Raw genomic sequence first — 15,680 nt, forward strand, 5'->3', positions numbered from 1 at the left:
ATGGAGCCGGGGCTGCGCAGGGTGCTGGTCATCGGGGCCACGGGCATGATGGGCCGGCCGGTGACGCAGGAGCTGGTCGCCGCCGGCTTCGAGGTATCGGCGCTGGTGCGCGACGTGGCGCGGGCCCGCCCGCAACTGCCCGCTGCCGTGCAGCTATTCCCCGGCGACGTAGCCGACGCAGCCAGCCTGCGGGCCGCGCTGGCCGGGCACGACGCGGTGTACCTGAACCTTTCGGTGCGGCAAACGGAGCGGGAGCGGGCGTTTCACCCCGAGCTGCAGGGGCTGGAAAACGTGCTGACGGCGGCCCGGGCCACCGGGGTGCGGCGGGTGGTGTACCTCTCGTCGCTGATCAAGGACTACGCCGGCTTCCGCTGGTGGGTGTTCGGGCTGAAAAAGCAAGCCGCCGAGCTGGTGCGCCGCAGCGGGCTGCCCTACACCATTTTTCATCCCTCGGCTTTTATGGAAACGCTGGTGAATACCCAGCTGGCGGGGCCGTTTATCCTGGTGGCCGGCCAGGCCCGGCACCCCATGCACTGGGTATCCGGCCGCGACTACGGCCGGCAGGTGGCCGCCGCGCTGCGCCGGCCCGCCGCGGCGGGCCGCGAGTACGTGGTGCAGGGTCCGCAGGCTTTCACGACGCTGGAAGCGGCCCGCGAAGTAAGCCGGCACCACGGCAGCCGCCGGCTGCGGGTGGCCTACGCGCCGCTGGGGCTGATTAAACTCTTCGGGCAGCTGCTGCCGCGCATGAACTACGGCTACCACCTCATCGAAGCCCTGAACGAAATGCCCGAACCTTTCCGGGCCGAGGCAACGTGGCAGGAGCTGGGGCCGGCCACCGAAACCCTGCGCGACTTCGCGGCCCGGCAATAAGCCGCTAGCTGCCGAAGCTGCCCACGCGCACCACCTGCTTTTTCAGCGGCGACCAGGCAATGCGGCGCCGGTCTTCCTTGCCCACCAGGTACTGAAAGCCCACGGTACCGCTGCGACGGCGCAAATCGTCCCAGGTGGCGCGGTCGGCGGTGCCGGGCTGGAAGGTGGCCCGCGCATCGATGGCGGGCGTGTGGAAGTTGCTGGCGGCGAAGAACTCGTCCATGCGGCGACGCACGTAGGCTTCCCGCTCCTGGCGGGTGGCGCCGGGCTTGGTCATTTCATACACCATCGAAGCTTCCAGGTCGGCCGAGCTGAGGGCCTCGCGGAAAATCACCGTGCCGTCGGCGGCGGTGATGGTGAAGGTGGCTTCGCTGCTGAGCAGGGAGTCGCCGCGCAGCACCAGCTGAAAGAGGTCGGGAGCGGAAGGCGAGGAAAACAGGTGGCGCGTGCGCACCGCCTTGAGCGTATCCGACTGCGCATCGGCCACGGAGGCGGCGGTGGTATCCATGGGCTCCGGGGCGGGCGCGTCCGACGCAGTGGCGGTGTCGGTAGTGGCCGCGGGGGTGCCGGCGGCGCGGTCGGAAGAAGGGGGGGAGCAGGCGGCCAGCGCGGCCAGGGCCAGCAGGGCGGGGGAGAAGCGGCGGATCAACATAGCCCGGTTTTACGCGCCCGGGCGGCGGGGTGTTGGCCCGCGGCCGACGGCGCCCTACCCCGGCAGGCCGCGCTGCTGCAGGATAAACATCAGGATGAAGGCCGCGCTCAAACACAGCGACGACACCTGGTTCATGCGCATGGTGTGGCGAAAATCGGCCGCGGCCGGGTTGTGCCAGGCCTGCCAGGCCCAGCGCGCAAACAGCCCGACGACCGGCAGCGTGGCCACCGCGAAAACGGCCAGAAACGGCAGCTCGTCCCGGCGCAAATAGGCGTAGCCGAGCACCAGCGCCCCCGCCAGCAGGCCCAGCCCGGCAAACACGAAAGTGCCGCGCACGCCCAGCAGCAAGCTCAGCGTCTGGTCGCCGCGCTGCCGGTCTTCCTGGTGCTGATACACCTGCGTGAGCGGGTAGGAGCCGCACAGAAACAGGCTGCTGACGGTGGCCAGCAGCAGGTTGTCGGCCGAGCCGATTTCGGCCCGCGTGGCGCCCGCGCCCACCTGCGTCATCAGAAACGTAAACGCGCCCTGAAACACAACCACCACCAGCGTGCTGACCAGCGGATACTTCTTGAGCCGGATCCGGTCGTAGCTGTACGCCTTCGACACGAGCAGGTACACCGTCAGCAGCCCGGCAAAGGCGGGCGAAATCAGCAGGGCGCCGAGCACGGCCAGCGCGTCGAAGAGCACCACCAAGCGCCACAGCTCCGGCGTGACCTGCGGCGGCCGCTCCAGCCCGCCGATGCTGCCCTCGTCGCGGTCGAACCAGGAGTTGTAGCCGTTGGAAGCGGGGTAGGCCAGCAGGTGCAGCACCACGAACACGGCCACCGCCCGCCCCGACGAAAACGGCCCGCGCAGCGCGCTCAGCGCAAACCAGTACACCGGCATCAGGTACACCGAAAACGGGATGCGCAGCAGCGGCAGGGCGCGGCGGTAAGCGGGCAGGGGCATGACAACGGGAAATAAGGCCGGAATGTAGCGCGAACTTTTAGTTCGCGTAGCGCAGCCCGCGCGGCTGCGTGGATGCTTGGCGTGCCGGAATACGTCAGGAGAGAACTGACAGCGCAGATCTGCGGTGCACTCTACAGTTGCGCGTCTGCCTGCTGCGGCCAGCCCACGAGGTAAGTGACTTCCGGGCCCCAGGAGTGGCGCACGCGGCCGGCCTGCCAGTGGTAGCGGCCCGCGGGGTCGGCGCGGCGGGCCAGGGCCAGCAGCTGCTCGGGCGGGTACATGCGCAGGATGCTCACCATACCGTCCCAGATGGTAAACAGCGGAATCAAGGGGACGAGGTAGGTGAAAAACAGCCGGCTCAGGCTGAACGGCCGCACGAAGGGCATGATGCACAGCAGCGCCACCGGCATCACGGTGCCGGCCAGCAGCAGCTCCAGCCAGTGCTTGCCCGCGCCTTCGAACACGCCCACGCCGGTGCCGGCCCGCACCGCGTCGCGCAGCAGGGCCTCGGCCGGTGCGGGCCGGAAGTGGTGAAAGGCCGAAAACACCGCCCGAAAGCCCGGCAGCCCGGCCGGCACCTGCAGGGCATTCACCGCGGCGGGCTCGTAGCCGATGGCGCCGCCGGTTTGCTCCTGAAGGTGGCGCCAGGCGGCGGGCTGGGGGTAAAGGTCGGTGAGGGTGATGCGGGCGTTGGGCAGGCCCGCGGCGTGCAGGGCCCGCAGCACGTCCTCGGTGCCGCCGCCGCCGCCCGCGCACAGCTCCAGCACCTGCGGCTGGCCGGTGCGGCGCAGGCCCTCGGCCAGCAGCGGCGCTACGGGCCGGTAGGTGTGCAGGTGCGTTATCATGAAGCGCAGGTAGTCCATCATGCCGGCCCGCACGGGCGCCGGAAACCACGGCTGGTCTTCAAACTCGAACAGGTGCAGGCGCAGCTTCATGACGGGCGGGGAAGAAGGAGCGGGCAAGCTACCATTTCGCCGATTAGCGCCCCGATACCGCCCCGGATCAGGCTGCCGCCGAAAAGATTTTTCGCCGGCAGCTTGTATTATAGCGCTATTCTGTGAAGCTTTGCAACACAAAGTGCTCTGTATATGAAGCCAGCCGTCGACCCCTTAGCCCAGCTTGCCGAAATCCGCACCATCATGGAGCGCTCCTCGCGCTTCATTTCCCTGAGCGGCTTGTCGGGGGTAGGGGCGGGGGTGGTGGCCCTGGCCGGGGCCGCCTTCGGCCACTGGTACCTGCACACGCAGTTCCGGAGCGCCAACGCCGATACGAACCCCTACTCAGCGCCTTACGACAGTACCCTGGGGGATTCGTCGGGCTTCGTGCGGCTGATGGAAGGCTCGGCCGAGGCCCGCATGGCGACGCTGCCGTTTTTGCTGGCACTGGCGCTGGGCATCATCGTGCTGGCGGGGCTGGTGGCCGTGTACTTCACCCGGCGTCGCTCGCGCAGCGCGGGCCGCTCGTTGTGGGACCCGGTGGTGCGCCGCCTATTCTGGAGCATGGCCGTGCCGCTGGTGGCCGGCGGGCTGTTTTGCCTGCGGCTGTACCTGCACGGCGCGGCTGGGCTGGTGGTGCCCGCCATGCTGATTTTCTACGGCCTGGCCCTGCTCAACGCCAGCAAGTACACCCTCGACGAAATCAAGCTGCTCGGCATCACCGAAATCGGGGTGGGGCTGGTGGCCATGCTGTTTCCCGACTGGGCGTTTGCCTTCTTCGCCGTCGGTTTCGGGCTCTGCCACATCGGCTACGGGCTGCTGATGTACAACCGCTACGAGCGGCAGCGCCGCGCCGATCCGGTGGTGTAAGCGCGCCGCGGTGCTACCTTCGCCGCCACGTTCGCGTTTTCCGTTTCCTTTTTTCGATTCAGCGCGCCGCCCGCCGGCCGCGTTCCAGCTCCGTGAAGCACGCCATCCATCAGCTCAACAAGGCCTTCGACCACCGCGTGCGGCTGGGCGTGATGGCCGTGCTCATGGCCAACGAGGAAGTGAGCTTCGGCGACCTGAAGGAAACCCTGGACCTGACCGACGGCAACCTCGCCAGCCACGCCGCCGCGCTGGAAAAAGCCGGCTACGTGCAGGTCAACAAGCAGTTCGTCGGCAAAAAGCCCAACACCACCTTTACCGCCACCAAGGAGGGCCGCCAGGCCTTTCAAGACCACCTCGACACCCTCGAAAAGCTGCTGCGCCGCGACGGGTAATTTTTTTGTGCATAAACTTTGAATCACAAAGTTCTTTTTGAAATGAGTATTCTGCGCTACGAGAAGCCCGACTGGCAAGCAAGCGAAACGGAGTTGACCGCCGTATTCGATGCCTGGGTGATACTACTGGCCATCCTGGCCGGCACCCTGCTGCTGAGCGTGGCCGGTTTGGGGATATGGCTTGGATCGACAACGGGTTGGGCCAAAATAGTGGCAGTCGGTTCCCTGGTGCTGGTGCTGTTGGCCAGCCCGCTGTGCATTGCGTGGTGGGTAGTCCGGCCGATGTGGACCCGCTGTCGCCGCACTTATTCCTCCGGGGCGCTGGCTACCCTTTTGCTGAGCTTGGGCCTGACAATCGGTTGGCTCTGGGCGGGTGGGGCATGCGGGCTTTGCCTTACCGGCGTGTACTGCGTCTGAGAAAATACCACTTTCCTTTTTTGCTTGTAAACTTTGAAACACAAAGTTCTTTACATATGAACGCTCTCCCCCTTTTCACTCCCAACACGGCCCGGGCCGAAGCCCCGCCTTACGCCGCGCCGGTGTGGCGCCCGGTGCGCCTGGCCCTCACCGCCACCCAGAAATGGCTGCTGCCGCTGGGCGTGCTGGCCTTCGACGTGCTGTTCTGGCAGCAGGGCCTGGGGCTGAACCTGGCCATTTACACGCTGCTGGCGGTGCTGGCGCTGCTAGCCGGGCAGCCCCGCGCCGCCTGGCGCTCCGCCTACTTCCGCCTCGTGCTGCTGGGCGCGCTGGTGAGCTGCGGGGCGGTGGCCTGGTACGGCTCGGCCACGGCGGCGCTGGCCTGTACGGGCTCCTTGCTGATGTTGTGGGGCTACGCCAATCAGCCGGTGCTCAAGCAGGCCTCGCTGGCCCTGCTCACCGGGCTGGGCGCGGCGGCCCAGGTGGTGACGGGCCTGCCCGCACTGCTGCTGCGCGCCCTGCCCGGCCGCGCCACCAAGGCGGGCCGCGCCGGCTGGTACGCCCGCCTGCTGCTGGTGCCGGTGCTCATTCTGGGCGTATTCCACCTGCTGTTTGTGGTGGCCAACCCGCGCTACAGCCAGCTGGCCGGCCTGGCCTGGCAGGCGCTGGGCGAGTGGCTGGGGCGGTTTTTCGAGCTGCTCTCGTTGGGGCACCTGCTGTTTCTGGCCCTGGGGCTGATGGTGACGGCCGCCGCGCTGCTGCGGGTGCCGCTGCCGGGCCTGGCCCAGTGGGAGGCCCGCTTCGGCGAGGTTGTGCGCCGCCGCCGCGACGGGGTGGCGTCCTTCAGCGTGCCGCGCCCCGATTTCCGCCGCCGCGACTTCCGCACGGCCGATCTGCGCAAGGAGTACCTGGCGGCCCTGGCCGTGTTCGGGCTGGTAAACCTGCTGCTGCTGGCCGTCAACGCCATCGACATCAGCTGGATCTGGATTGACTTCCGGCCCGAGCCGGGCTTCGACCTGGCGCAGTTCGTGCACGAAGGCACCTACGTGCTCATTTTTAGCATTCTGCTGGCCATGGGCATCGTGCTCTGGTTTTTCCGCCGCAACCTCAACTTCTACCAGCCCGGCCTGCCGGCCCTGCGCTGGGGCGCCACGGTGTGGGTGCTGCAAAACGCGGTGCTGGCCGTGTCGGTGGGCGTGCGCAACTACCACTACATCTCGCGCATGGGCCTGGCCTACAAGCGTATCGGGGTGTGCTTTTTCCTGCTGCTGACCCTGTTCGGGCTCGTGACCATCCTGCTCAAAATCTGGCAGCGCCGCTCGGCCTTCGCGCTGGTGCGCCTCAACAGCGTAGCCGCCTACCTGGTGCTGCTGGCGCTGGCGCTGGGCAACTGGGAAGTCTGGATCGTGCGCTACAACCTCACGGTGGGCTTTACGCAGGTCGACTACGGCTTCCTGCTCGACATGCCCGGCCGGGTGCTGCCCGCCCTGGTGAAGCACCGCGCCATCCTGAACCGCACCCGGCACATCACCCGCGACGCCGGCGGCTTCTACAGCCTCTACGAAGAGGTGAGCCCGGCCGTGGCCCAGCGCATGCTCGACGAGCGGGTGCTGCGCTGGCAGCAGCGCTACCGGGCAGAAGCCAGCTGGCAGGACTGGAACTACATGGACTGGCGGGCGCACCAGTTGCTGCCCGCCGCAGGCAAAGCTTCCTCCACGCACTAACCCGCCATTCCTATGAACCCTCAACCAACTTTCCCGACGGCGCACCGCGCCTGGCTGCGGCGCAGCCTGGGCCTGCTGCTCAGCGTGGGCCTGATCGTGCTGATGCTCCGCTTCATCGACGACTTGCCCGAGGCGATGCAGCGCACGGTCTTCTTCCTGGGCCTGTTCACGGCCAATGCGCTGCTCTATCTGCTGGTCACGCGCCGGGGGGACACCACGCCCGGCGCCGCCCAGGCCGCCCAGACGCTGCTGGTGGCGCTGGCCGTACTGATTCACGTGCTCAGCGGGCTGGTGGTGCTGCTCGTCAGCGTGTTCATCGCCCTGGATATCAATCCGCACTAAGCCGACGAAGCATGTGCGCTTTTCCGCTGATTAGCCCGTCTGCCACGCTGCGGCAGTGGCTGCTGCGGAGCATGAGCTGCACGATTCTGTGCTTCGTCCTGGTGGCAGGTGTGTGGTACGTCGGCGAATCGTTTCTACTGGACGTTCATCCGGCCTCCGGCTTCCGCTTGTTCGTGCTACTACTGGTGCACATCGGAATGACAATGCTGCTGGGGCGACAGGTTGCTGCGTTCGGCACCCTGTACGATGAAACGGCCCGGCACAGTCCCTGGCACCTGAAACTGGCCGCTCAAATCTGGGTAGCTCTGCTGCTGCTGCTAACGCGGATGTGGCTGCTGACGGACTTCGCCCTGCTACTATTCTGGCTGCTGGGAGCCTCCAGCCGTGCTACCAACCAACCCTGGTTTTAGGCGCGGGGACTACCCCACTACCCGGTAGCCGAAGGCTGCTCCGGCCCGGTTTTCTTGATTTTTCACCTTCGACTTCCCGCTGCCTCGCCGCGGCCTGCTACTGCCATGACCTTTGCCAACTGGACTGCCTACTTCCGTGCCAACCACGCTCACCTCGCCGACCTGAGCTGGGACGACCCCTACCGCCTCACTCAGCGCGAAAAGCGCGCCGCCGGCCGCTCGCTGCAGCATTTTCAGCGCTTCGAAACCGGGGAGGGCCGGCACCTGCGCCGCCGGGCCGAGGATATGCACGACCCCGACTACGAAGCCGCCATCGGCGGGCTCATCAGCGAGGAAGCCGACCATTCCATTGCCCTGGGGCAGTTTCTGGATGCGCAGGGCTTGCCGCGGCTGGGCCGCAGCTGGGTCAACGACGCCTTCCGCTGGCTGCGCCGCTGGGGCGGCCTCGAAACCACCGTGCGGGTACTGCTCACGGCCGAAGTGGTGGGCACGGTGTACTTCCGCGCCCTCTACCACGCCACCTATTCCGGCCTGCTGCAGCAGCTGTGCCTGCGCATCATCCGCGACGAAGAAATGCACGTCAACTTTCAGTGCTTTGCCCTCGCCCGGCTGCGCCCGCGCCGCAACGCTTTCAGCTGGGGCCTGCGGCAGCTGCTGCACGGCGGCCTCACGGCGGGCACGGCCGTGGTGGTCTGGCTGTGGTTCAACCGCGCGCTCTGGGCCGGGGGCATGGGCCCGGTAGGCTTTTTTGCGGCCGTAGCCGAAGAGTGGGACCGGGCCTGCCAGCTGCTGCGCCAGCCCGACGCCATTCGCATCAATTTGCCCGCGCCCCGCACGCCGCAGCGCCCGGCAGCGGAGCGCGCCGCATGAGCGCGCTGCAACGGGCGTGGTTCGGCCAGAGCCGGACTACACGCCGGCTCTGGCTGGCGGCCGGGGCCGGCGGGCTGCTGGGCGGGCTGCAGTGGCGCTTCGCCGCCGAAATGTGGCTGCGGCCCAAACCGGCGGAGCTGGTGGCCGCGGTGGTGCTGGGCCTGAGCCTGCTGGTGCTGGCGTGGCTGGGCCCCGGGCTGCTCTGGGAGCTGGGCAAGTATTGCCGGCGCTGGTGGGTGCGGCTGCTGAGCATGGCGCTGGCCCTGGCGGGCTGGTGCGCGGCGCTGCTGGCCTCGTTCGGCATAGTGCTGGTGGTGCTCTGGGGGCTGGTGGCGGCCATTGCCTGAAGCCGGGGCGCCGCGCACCCGGCCGGTAAGCGGTATATTTGCACTTCCCCCGGTGCGTGCGCGTTGTGGCAGCCCGGTTCCTTCTGCCCGATGCCTTCGAAAGACGCTCCGAATACCGCTGCCCGCCCGCCCAAAGCTCCGCGCCCGAAACGCTCCTGGCCCAACCGACTGTCGCGGCTGGCCTGGGCCACGTTTGCGTTGCTGGCCGGCTTTTTCTTTCTGCTGCCCATCCTCGTCGGCAGCAACTTCCTGTTCCTGTTTGGTAAGTCGCCGAGCCTGGAGGAGCTGGAAAATCCCAAGGTGGAGCAGCCCTCGGAGGTGTACACCGCCGACGGCGTGCAGCTGGGCCGCTACTACCGCGAAAACCGCTACCCCGTGCCCCTCGACAGCATGTCGCCCTGGCTGGTGAAGGCGCTGGTGGCCACCGAGGACATCCGCTTTCAGGAGCACGCCGGCATCGACCCCGAAGCCCTGGGCGGCTCGGTGGTGGCCGCCCTGCGCGGGCAGAAGCGCGGCGGCTCCACCATCACCCAGCAGCTGGCCAAAAACCTCTACAAAACCCGCCGCGAGGAGCAGGGCGCCCTGGGCAAGGTGCCCGGCGTGGGCACCGTGGTGGCCAAGCTGAAGGAGTGGCTGACGGCTGTGGAGCTGGAGCGCCGCTACACCAAGGACGAAATCCTGCGCATGTACCTGAACACCGTGGACTACGGCTCGCAGGCCTACGGCATCAAGGTGGCGGCCAAAACCTTCTTCAGCACCACGCCCGACTCGCTCACGCCCGAGCAGGCCGCCGTGCTGGTGGGCGGGCTGAACAACCCCACGGCCTTCAACCCCAAGTTTCACCCCGAAGCCGCCACCCGCCGCCGCAACCTCGTGCTCACGCGCATGGCCCAGGCGGGCGTGCTGCCCGCGGCCCAGGCCCAGGCTCTGCAGGCCCGGCCCATCGTGCTGCAGTACCAGGTGGAAAAGCACGTCGACGGCCCCGAAAACTACTTCCGCTCGGCCATCAGCCAGTTCGTCAGCAGCTGGTGCGAGCAGAACGGCTACGACATGTACCGCGACGGGCTGAAGATTTACACCACCCTCGACTCGCGCATGCAGGAGCACGCCGAGGAAGCCGTGCAGAAGCGCATGAAAGCCCTGCAGCGCACCTTCGACAACTTCTGGCGCAACCGCGACTCGGCCCCGTGGGTGGACGAGCAGGGCAAGGAAATTCCGAACTTCATCGAGACGCAGATCAAGCGCACGGAGCTCTACAAGCGCCTTGCCGAGAAATACAAGGGCCACCCCGACCAGCTGGAAATGGCCCTGCGCACCAAGCGGCCGATGAAGGTTTTTACCTGGAAGGGCGACGGCGACACCACGCTGGTTATGTCGCCGCTCGACTCCCTGGCTTACTACAAGCACTTCCTGCAGGCAGGCATGATGTCGATGGACCCCTACACAGGCCACATCAAGGCCTGGGTGGGCGGGCTGAACTACCGCTTTTTCCAGTACGACCACGTGCGGCAGGGCAAGCGCCAGGCTGGCTCCACCTTCAAGCCCTTCGTGTACCTGACCGCCCTCGACAAAGGCTACGCGCCCTGTGACCGGATTCGGGACCAGCGCGTGACCATCAAGTACGTGGAGGACGGCAAGCCCATGGAGTGGCAGCCCGACAACGTAACCCGCGAGTATACCGGCTCGAACATGACCCTGCGCCACGCCATGGCCCGCTCGGTCAACTCCGTCACGGCCCAACTCACGGAGCGCGTGGGCTGGGACGAAGTGGCCAAATACGCCCACAAGGTTGGTATTCGGAGCAAGCTGCTGCCGGTACCCAGCATCGGCCTGGGCTCGGCTGGCGACGTGAGCGTGTACGAAATGGTCAACGCCTACAGCACCTTCGTCAACGGCGGTTTCCGGCCCGAGCCGCTCATCGTTACCCGCATCGAGGACCGCAACGGCAACGTCATCAAGCAGTTTGATCCGCAGCAGAAACCCGCCATTTCGGCCGAAACGGCCTGGCTGATGCTCTACATGCTGCGCGGCGGCATGGAGGAGCCCGGCGGCACCTCGCAGGGCCTGTGGGAGTATGACCTGTGGAAAAACGACAACCAGATCGGCGGCAAAACCGGCACCACCTCGAACTACTCCGACGGCTGGTACATGGGCGTGACCAAGGACCTGGTGACGGGCGTGTGGGTTGGCGGCGAGGACCGCTCGATTCACTTCTTCCGCTCCGAGCAGGGCGAAGGCGGCCGCATGGCCCTGCCCATCTTCGGCTCGTACATGGAGAAGGTGTATAAGGATTCCGAGCTGGGCATCACGCCCGGCCACTTCGCCAAGTACCCCGGCAAAATCAACCGCAAGTACATCTGCTACAGCGAAGACGACCGGCCCCGCCGCAAAAAGATTGAAATCGACTCCATTGCCACCGACGACCTGCTGGAGCGCATCAACAGCGGCGAAACGCCCATTCCGGACAGCCTGAAGGTGCCGCAGTAAAGATTATGGCAGTACAAAAAGGGCGCCTACGGGCACCCTTTTTTGTTTTGGTTTTGTCAGCGAGGCCGGCGCCAGAGCCAGAACAACAAGGCACCCGTCACGGCCGCTGTGGCCAGGCAGTACAGCTGAAAGCGCCACCGCCAGTTGGCGGCCGGCGCGGGCCCGGGTTTGATGGCCGCCGCATTCCCCCAAACTAAAAACGCATCGGCCAAAGGCAGCTCCCCGAACAGGTAGGCCCGTTTGCCGTCCACGGTGCGGGCCAGGCCGAAGGTCTCCATGCTGCAGTGCAGGCCTTCGGCCAGCGCTACGTCGCCGTACTGCTGGGCCGCGCGCCGCCCCACCACCGAGGCCGCGCCGTCAATTTCCCAGATAACCGGCCCGGAATCGACGTCGGCACCCAGCGCACTCCCAAACGGGTACTCCCGGATGCCCGGCAGCCCCAGGCGCCGGTCAACGAAGTGGCGCCGGTATTGCCGAAACTGGGCCCGCCCGAAAGTCGGCTCAATATCCGCGAGCAGGCAGAGCAGCAGGCTTTGCGAAGAGCCCCGCGCCCCTTCGCGCGGGCGGCCACTGGCAAACTCCACCTCGTGCGGCAGCAGCCCCGACGAATAGGTAAGAGCTGCCGCCCGCCGCAGCCAGGAGCGGATGGGGCCCTGGTAGCGCGGCGGATACAGCCGGTCGTGCTCGGCCAGGGAGGCCACGCCCACGGCCACATCGGCCGGCCAGGTCAGGTTGGGGTAGGTTTCGGGATAAGGCGCCGCCGTGGAGTCGAGCACGCGGGCCAGCCGGGCGCAGTTGTGGCGGAATAGGGCGGTATCAGCCGTCAGGCGCTGCGCCGGCAGCTGGGCGGCCAGCTGCTTGCCCAGGGCGTAGTTCAGCCAGCCCACGTAAAAGGCGCCGTAGGGCAGGGGTAGATCGGGGTTGAAGATGGCCCGGCCCTGGGGTGAGGCAATCTGCTGCACGGCCCAGCGGCTTTCGGACACGGCATCTTGGTGCAGTTGACTGGCCGGTGGCGCGGCGGCGGCCACCTCGCTCCAGCTCAGGCTGTAGAACGCATTCGTGAAAACGAAGCCTTCTGGGAACAGCTCCTGCATGTCGGCCGCAGCCCCTTGGTGCATGCGCTCCTGCAGGTGCCGCAACTGGGCCAGCACGTCGGCATTCAGCCGCTGGCCACCAACGTCAAAGTAGTGGGGCCGGTAGTAAAGGGCCGCGTTCAGGTAGAGCAAAAACGCCAATCCGAGAAGCAGCGGCAGACTCAGCAGGACTTTGAAGAATCGACGGAGGAACACGATGACCAGCGAGTGACCGGGCTGAACCAACTGCACCGGTAAGCTGGCAAGTTATACTCGTTTACTCTTCCTCTTTCTGATAAAACGAAGCCAGCGCCCCGCGCAGCTCCGGGTACTCGAACTGAAAGCCCTGCTGCTCGATTTTCTGGGCACTCACCCGCTGCGAGGCCAGCACGATTTCGCTCATTTCGCCCATCACCAGCTTCAGGCCGAACTCGGGCACCTTGGGCAGCACCAGCGGGCGGTGCAGGGCCTCGGCCAGCGTTTCGGTGAATTCGCGGTTGGTCACCGGGTTCGGCGACACGGCGTTGTAGGTGCCCTGCCACTCCGGCTCCTCCATCATCTGAATCAGCAGGCGGCACAGGTCGTCGATGTGAATCCAGGACATGTACTGCCGGCCCGAGCCGAGCACCACGCCCGCGCCCAGCTTCACCGGCCGGGCAATGGTGGGCAGGGCCCCGCCCTCGTCGCTGAGCACCACCCCGATGCGGGCCACCACGGTGCGCACGCCCAGCGCCTGTACCTGCTGCGCGGCCCGTTCCCACTGCGTGGCCACTTCGGCCAGGAAGTCGTCGGCGGGGGCGGGCGGGGCATCCTCGGTCAGCAGGCGGGCGTCGGCGTCGCCGTACACCCCGATGGCCGAGGCCGAAATAAAGGCCTTCACGCGGTGGGGCTTTTCGCGCAGCTCGCGGGCCAGCAGGTTGGTGCCGCCCACGCGGCTGGCCATGATGTCCTGCTTCCGCTCGTCGGTCCACTTGCCTTCCGACACGCTCGCCCCGGCCAGGTTCACCACGAAGTCGGCGTAGCCGATGGCGGCCTCGTCGATCTGCCCGGTGGTGGGGTCCCAGCGAAACGAGCAGTAGTGGCCGTAGGAGGTCTGCCGGCTGAGGTGCGCTACCTCGTAGCCCGCGTCGATCAGCATTTCCGACAGCCGCATGCCAATCAGGCCGCGGCCGCCCGAAATCAACACTTTGCGCAAGGATGGTTTCATGGGGAGGGTGCTACGTCGTCGGCCCGGAGTGGGGAAAAGCCGAAACGGGCCGCAAATGTACAGCCCAAACGCAAATCGGTAGAGCGTCAGTTCGTTATTTGCCGATCAGGCGCAGAAACTCCCGGCGCAGGCTCTCGTCGTGCCCGAAACGCCCGCCGTACTCCGCCGTGATGGTGGAGCTGCTCGTGTCGTTTACGCCGCGGCTCATCACGCACAGGTGGTCGGCCTCGATGAGCACGGCCACGTCGTCGGTCTGCAGGCTCTGCTTCAGCTCCTCGGCAATCTGCCGGGTGAGGCGCTCCTGCACCTGCGGGCGGCGGGCGTAGTACTGCACCACGCGGTTGAGCTTGCTCAGGCCCACCACGTGCTGCCCGGGCAGGTAGGCCACGTGGGCCTTGCCGATGATGGGCACGAAGTGATGCTCGCAGCAGCTGAAGAGGGTGATGTCGCGCTCCACCAGCATCTGCTCGTACTGGTAGCGGTTATCGAAGAGGCGCACCTCGGGGCGCTGCGCCGGGTCGAGGCCGCGAAACCACTCGTGCACGTACATCTTGGCCACGCGCCGGGGCGTGCCGGCCAGGCTGTCGTCCGTCAGGTCGAGGCCGAGCAGGTCCATGATGTGGCGGAAATGTTCGGTGATGCCCGCAATTTTTTCCTCCTCGCTCAGGGCAAAGGCGTCGGGGCGCAGCGGCGTGCGCAGGGAAGGGGCTAGGTGGGCGTCGGTCAGGGGGGCCGCGCCGGGGTCGGGCTGGTTAGCCATGGTATTCTACAAAATTGCGGTCCGTCTCGTGGAGCGTGACCGATAGGGCCAGGTGCTCCGCCAGGTGCGGCCGCAGGCGGCGCCAGCAGACGGCCGCAATGTGTTCGGCTGTGGGGTTGAGCTGGCGAAAATCCTCGGTGTCCAGATTCAGGTTCCGGTGGTCAAAGGTATCCAGAATCTCGCGCTTGATGAGGCGGCTCAAGTGCTTCAGGTCGTACACGTAACCGGTTTCGGGGTCGGGCTCCCCGGTCAGGCGCACGGTCAGCACGTAGTTGTGGCCGTGGTAGTTGGGGTTGCTGCAGGGCCCGAACACGGCCGCATTCTGCTCGTCCGACCACGCGGGCTGATACAGGCGGTGCGCGGCGTTGAAGTACTCAGTCCGGCCGATGGTAACTTTCATGGGCCCCATAACCGGCGGAAGATAAACTTTGTTTCGAGTTTTGCAACCTCTTCAATTACAGTACTTTGGGAAGGATGGATTTTTTGGATATTGTATTTAATAAATATGTGCAATGATTTATCTAACAAAAGTGCTGTATTCCAAAAAAAATCACGGCCGGCCGGGTGGTGCTTTGTTGGGAGGTGGTTAAATTTGGTGAGTTGTTAACCAAGCCTACTACCGGTTGACCTCTTTCCCAACGTTTCTTCCAACTCATTTCACTTCTTATGAAATCAGGCGTACTCCTTTCTCTGTTGCTGTTCGTCCTGACGACTGCCGGGTTTGCGCAACGTTCGCCCGTTGACGAAACGGAAATGGCCGTTAAGGGCATTCCGCGCAAAGGTCAGCGCGTCACCATCCAGCTCGACAGCAAGCGCGTCGAAGACTCGTGGGTGAAAATGATCAACGAGAAAATCGGCAAAGTAAAGGCCGACAAGGGCGTGTACTCCATGGACGGCGTCGTGGTGGAGTCCATCTCCAAGACTCCGATCCGCATCATCTCGAAAGTCGATGCCGTACCGACCGGTACCACCGTGTGGTGGTCGATTGACCTGGGCAACGCCTACCTGAGCAAAGACGCCACGCCCCAGCAGTGGAAGTCGGCCGAAGCCTACCTGAAGGACTTCGCCCGCGGCCTGTACCGCGAAGACATTGCCCTGCAGGTGCAGGAAGCCGAAAAGGCCCTGATCAACTCGCAGAACAACCACATGGCCGTTATTGCCAAGCAGGACGCCATCAAGAAGGATATCGAAAAGAACAAAACCAAGAAAGTTGAAATTCAGCAGCAGCTGGCCGAAAACGCCGCTGACCTCGTGAAGCTCAACAACATGGTGGACGCCAACCTGAAAGAGCAGGAAGCCGCCCGCGCCGACATTGTGAACATGCGCGTGCAGCTGGAGTCGGTAAAAGACCGCATGAACAAAATCGAGTAGTCGAC

18 protein-coding genes are annotated in these 15,680 nt (G+C 65.8%); 11 read left to right on the forward strand and 7 right to left on the reverse strand.

What is annotated here, in order from left to right; all coding sequences use genetic code 11:
* Window positions 1–870, forward strand: coding sequence for an SDR family oxidoreductase (locus tag DLM85_RS12805; RefSeq protein WP_111478492.1), 870 nt, complete (start codon window positions 1–3; stop codon window positions 868–870).
* Window positions 871–874: 4 nt separating this feature from the next.
* Here the strand turns inward: DLM85_RS12805 and DLM85_RS12810 are convergent, their stop codons facing one another.
* The 3 genes from DLM85_RS12810 to DLM85_RS12820 form a co-directional block, all read right to left on the reverse strand.
* On the reverse strand, window positions 875–1,522 hold the full coding sequence (locus DLM85_RS12810; protein WP_111478493.1) for a hypothetical protein: 648 nt from the start codon (window positions 1,520–1,522) through the stop codon (window positions 875–877).
* A gap of 54 nt (window positions 1,523–1,576) precedes the next feature.
* Window positions 1,577–2,470: a UbiA family prenyltransferase gene (locus DLM85_RS12815; RefSeq protein WP_111478494.1), complete on the reverse strand. Its 894-nt coding sequence runs from the start codon at window positions 2,468–2,470 to the stop codon at window positions 1,577–1,579.
* 131 nt (window positions 2,471–2,601) lie between these two features.
* The gene (locus DLM85_RS12820) at window positions 2,602–3,405 is read right to left on the reverse strand and encodes a class I SAM-dependent methyltransferase (protein WP_111478495.1); all 804 of its coding nucleotides are present in this window, start codon (window positions 3,403–3,405) and stop codon (window positions 2,602–2,604) included.
* 153 nt (window positions 3,406–3,558) lie between these two features.
* Here DLM85_RS12820 and DLM85_RS12825 point away from each other — a divergent pair, with 153 nt between their 5' ends.
* From DLM85_RS12825 to DLM85_RS12865, 9 genes are all read left to right on the forward strand, one after another.
* The gene (locus DLM85_RS12825; RefSeq protein WP_111478496.1) at window positions 3,559–4,275 is read left to right on the forward strand and encodes a hypothetical protein; all 717 of its coding nucleotides are present in this window, start codon (window positions 3,559–3,561) and stop codon (window positions 4,273–4,275) included.
* 92 nt (window positions 4,276–4,367) lie between these two features.
* On the forward strand, window positions 4,368–4,667 hold the full coding sequence (locus tag DLM85_RS12830; RefSeq protein WP_111478497.1) for a winged helix-turn-helix domain-containing protein: 300 nt from the start codon (window positions 4,368–4,370) through the stop codon (window positions 4,665–4,667).
* 18 nt (window positions 4,668–4,685) lie between these two features.
* On the forward strand, window positions 4,686–5,084 hold the full coding sequence (locus DLM85_RS12835) for a hypothetical protein (protein WP_133257036.1): 399 nt from the start codon (window positions 4,686–4,688) through the stop codon (window positions 5,082–5,084).
* A gap of 56 nt (window positions 5,085–5,140) precedes the next feature.
* Window positions 5,141–6,808, forward strand: a complete 1,668-nt coding sequence (locus DLM85_RS12840) for a DUF4153 domain-containing protein (protein ID WP_111478499.1) — start codon at window positions 5,141–5,143, stop codon at window positions 6,806–6,808.
* Between the two features lie 12 nt (window positions 6,809–6,820).
* Window positions 6,821–7,150, forward strand: a complete 330-nt coding sequence (locus tag DLM85_RS12845) for a hypothetical protein (protein WP_111478500.1) — start codon at window positions 6,821–6,823, stop codon at window positions 7,148–7,150.
* 71 nt (window positions 7,151–7,221) lie between these two features.
* The gene (locus DLM85_RS12850; protein WP_133257037.1) at window positions 7,222–7,560 is read left to right on the forward strand and encodes a hypothetical protein; all 339 of its coding nucleotides are present in this window, start codon (window positions 7,222–7,224) and stop codon (window positions 7,558–7,560) included.
* A gap of 105 nt (window positions 7,561–7,665) precedes the next feature.
* Window positions 7,666–8,430: a hypothetical protein gene (locus DLM85_RS12855; RefSeq protein WP_111478502.1), complete on the forward strand. Its 765-nt coding sequence runs from the start codon at window positions 7,666–7,668 to the stop codon at window positions 8,428–8,430.
* Window positions 8,427–8,777, forward strand: coding sequence for a hypothetical protein (locus DLM85_RS12860; RefSeq protein ID WP_111478503.1), 351 nt, complete (start codon window positions 8,427–8,429; stop codon window positions 8,775–8,777). The genes DLM85_RS12855 and DLM85_RS12860 overlap by 4 nt, the downstream gene beginning before the upstream one ends.
* A 90-nt stretch (window positions 8,778–8,867) precedes the next feature.
* Entirely contained in the window at window positions 8,868–11,264 is a 2,397-nt protein-coding gene (locus tag DLM85_RS12865; RefSeq protein WP_111478504.1) for a transglycosylase domain-containing protein, read from the forward strand.
* A 56-nt stretch (window positions 11,265–11,320) separates the two neighbouring features.
* Here the strand turns inward: DLM85_RS12865 and DLM85_RS12870 are convergent, their stop codons facing one another.
* The 4 genes from DLM85_RS12870 to DLM85_RS12885 form a co-directional block, all read right to left on the reverse strand.
* Complete coding sequence (locus tag DLM85_RS12870; protein ID WP_133257038.1) at window positions 11,321–12,589, reverse strand: hypothetical protein; 1,269 nt, start codon at window positions 12,587–12,589, stop codon at window positions 11,321–11,323.
* Window positions 12,590–12,614: 25 nt separating this feature from the next.
* Window positions 12,615–13,544, reverse strand: coding sequence for a TIGR01777 family oxidoreductase (locus DLM85_RS12875; RefSeq protein ID WP_111478506.1), 930 nt, complete (start codon window positions 13,542–13,544; stop codon window positions 12,615–12,617).
* Between the two features lie 94 nt (window positions 13,545–13,638).
* Complete coding sequence (folE, locus tag DLM85_RS12880) at window positions 13,639–14,304, reverse strand: GTP cyclohydrolase I FolE (RefSeq protein ID WP_111478507.1); 666 nt, start codon at window positions 14,302–14,304, stop codon at window positions 13,639–13,641.
* The gene (locus DLM85_RS12885; RefSeq protein ID WP_111478508.1) at window positions 14,297–14,704 is read right to left on the reverse strand and encodes a 6-pyruvoyl trahydropterin synthase family protein; all 408 of its coding nucleotides are present in this window, start codon (window positions 14,702–14,704) and stop codon (window positions 14,297–14,299) included. Before DLM85_RS12885 ends, folE begins: the two co-directional genes overlap by 8 nt.
* Before the next feature lie 266 nt (window positions 14,705–14,970).
* Between DLM85_RS12885 and DLM85_RS12890 the strand changes: the two genes are divergently transcribed.
* Window positions 14,971–15,675 (forward strand): hypothetical protein, encoded by a 705-nt coding sequence (locus tag DLM85_RS12890; protein ID WP_133257039.1) that lies wholly within the window; start codon window positions 14,971–14,973, stop codon window positions 15,673–15,675.
* Window positions 15,676–15,680: the final 5 nt, after the last annotated feature.

Origin of the sequence: Hymenobacter edaphi, assembly GCF_003258365.1 — a bacterium.
GTDB lineage: Bacteria > Bacteroidota > Bacteroidia > Cytophagales > Hymenobacteraceae > Solirubrum > Solirubrum edaphi.

Coding starts and splice junctions, on each gene's coding strand:
- DLM85_RS12805 (WP_111478492.1), top strand. CDS start 1: ATGGAGCCGGGGCTGCGCAGGGTGCTGGTCATCGGGGCCACGGGCATG.
- DLM85_RS12810 (WP_111478493.1), bottom strand. CDS start 1,522: ATGTTGATCCGCCGCTTCTCCCCCGCCCTGCTGGCCCTGGCCGCGCTG.
- DLM85_RS12815 (WP_111478494.1), bottom strand. CDS start 2,470: ATGCCCCTGCCCGCTTACCGCCGCGCCCTGCCGCTGCTGCGCATCCCG.
- DLM85_RS12820 (WP_111478495.1), bottom strand. CDS start 3,405: ATGAAGCTGCGCCTGCACCTGTTCGAGTTTGAAGACCAGCCGTGGTTT.
- DLM85_RS12825 (WP_111478496.1), top strand. CDS start 3,559: ATGAAGCCAGCCGTCGACCCCTTAGCCCAGCTTGCCGAAATCCGCACC.
- DLM85_RS12840 (WP_111478499.1), top strand. CDS start 5,141: ATGAACGCTCTCCCCCTTTTCACTCCCAACACGGCCCGGGCCGAAGCC.
- DLM85_RS12845 (WP_111478500.1), top strand. CDS start 6,821: ATGAACCCTCAACCAACTTTCCCGACGGCGCACCGCGCCTGGCTGCGG.
- DLM85_RS12850 (WP_133257037.1), top strand. CDS start 7,222: ATGAGCTGCACGATTCTGTGCTTCGTCCTGGTGGCAGGTGTGTGGTAC.
- DLM85_RS12855 (WP_111478502.1), top strand. CDS start 7,666: ATGACCTTTGCCAACTGGACTGCCTACTTCCGTGCCAACCACGCTCAC.
- DLM85_RS12860 (WP_111478503.1), top strand. CDS start 8,427: ATGAGCGCGCTGCAACGGGCGTGGTTCGGCCAGAGCCGGACTACACGC.
- DLM85_RS12865 (WP_111478504.1), top strand. CDS start 8,868: ATGCCTTCGAAAGACGCTCCGAATACCGCTGCCCGCCCGCCCAAAGCT.
- DLM85_RS12875 (WP_111478506.1), bottom strand. CDS start 13,544: ATGAAACCATCCTTGCGCAAAGTGTTGATTTCGGGCGGCCGCGGCCTG.
- folE (WP_111478507.1), bottom strand. CDS start 14,304: ATGGCTAACCAGCCCGACCCCGGCGCGGCCCCCCTGACCGACGCCCAC.
- DLM85_RS12885 (WP_111478508.1), bottom strand. CDS start 14,704: ATGAAAGTTACCATCGGCCGGACTGAGTACTTCAACGCCGCGCACCGC.
- DLM85_RS12890 (WP_133257039.1), top strand. CDS start 14,971: ATGAAATCAGGCGTACTCCTTTCTCTGTTGCTGTTCGTCCTGACGACT.